The organism is Clostridium psychrophilum (assembly GCF_018861705.1).
GTDB classification, from domain to species: domain Bacteria; phylum Bacillota; class Clostridia; order Clostridiales; family Clostridiaceae; genus Clostridium_AD; species Clostridium_AD psychrophilum.
On sequence record NZ_JAHLEC010000240.1, the window covers coordinates 1 to 1461 of the forward strand.

Consider the following 1461-nt stretch of genomic DNA (forward strand, 5'->3'; position numbering starts at 1 on the left):
ATTTTTGCAAAACATAGTAATCCTCCTCTACGTACTGATTTTGATATTATTATATCATAATTACTACGTTTGGAAGTAATTACAAGCTTTTTGTGGGATAATCATACTATTGTTAGTTAAATTTAATTAATGGATATTTGCTTAAATACAATGAAAAATGCCTTAATAATTCTATTACATAACTCTTTTTCCTGTTACAAAATGATCTCTAAAATATCCAGATAAATCGACTATTTTTATAACATCACCAGTTTTAGGTGATTCCATAAATTTATTATTTCCTACATATATTCCAACATGAGACACTTGCCTGGGTGCCGCTGAATTGGTCTTAAAAAATACCAAATCACCTTGTTGAAGGTTATTTATACTAATTGAAGTACCTCTATTTACTTGATCCATAGTTGTTCTAGGTAAACTTATGCCTATACTTTTATAAGCATATTGTACAAAACCTGAGCAATCAAAACCTCCACCTATATATTTACCTGCTGAATTATATCTAGCTGGTGATGTCCCACCCCACACATATGGCATACCTAAAAATGTATTCAAATACGACATGAAGCTACTGCTACTTTTAGTTCCACTATTTTGAGAACTAATTACTGCAGAATTAGACAAACTTATGTATGTTTTAGCTATATATCCAACCCGTCCATTGTACATAATTTTATAAAAGCCATCTTGCGTTCCATATAGGTTTACCTTAAGGCCTTTTTTTATAATTCCCATAATACTACTACCCATAGAAGCTGTCTTCCTCACATTTAAACTTGATGCTGTAACATTACCTGTTCCTGTAGATGTTAATACAGGTGTAGACACACTGCTTGTACTATTTGTAGTCGCACTTGCTTTTTTAACATACTGTTCACTTATATAACCTGTTTTCCCACCATAATTTATCTTATAAAAACCATTTGTTTTTTCATACATTGTCACTTTATTTCCCAGTCTAATAACCGTAGTTACAGGATAATTCAAACCTGCTCCTACCCTCACATTTAAATGTTGTGTTGTTATTATCCCAGCCACTCCTGTAGCCGTAGCTGTTGATGTTGCATTGGAATTGCTATCACCTATATTTACATATGAACTATATACGTATCCAGTTTTTCCATTATAACTTATTTTATAAAAGTTTCCAACTTTACCAAGTGTATTTATCTTCGTGTTTTTTGAAAGAGAAGATATGATAGAAGATGATAGTGAAGGACTTTGCCTTATACGTAATGAACTTGCACTTGTTGTTCCACTCTCAGCAAATGCAATGGATGAACTTGCCATAGTTAACAACATGGCTATAAACGCTATTCTTTTTTTCATATGATTGCCCCCAATATTTCGAAGATAGTGTTAACACTATCTTTGTTTTATTTATTTAAGACCCTGCAATTGCAAGGATTGTAGCTGTTTTTAAGAAAAAAAACAATGACCCCCTCTTTCTGGTATAATTGT

General features: G+C 32.0%; 1 protein-coding gene. It reads right to left on the reverse strand.

Features of this window, described 5'->3' with window-relative positions:
* Window positions 1–174 precede the first annotated feature (174 nt).
* Window positions 175–1329, reverse strand: a complete 1155-nt coding sequence (locus KPL38_RS19225) for a C40 family peptidase (protein ID WP_216290738.1) — start codon at window positions 1327–1329, stop codon at window positions 175–177.
* Window positions 1330–1461 lie beyond the last annotated feature (132 nt).

Excerpts from the sequence above, each read along its gene's own strand:
- KPL38_RS19225 (WP_216290738.1), bottom strand. The coding sequence starts at position 1,329 with ATGAAAAAAAGAATAGCGTTTATAGCCATGTTGTTAACTATGGCAAGT.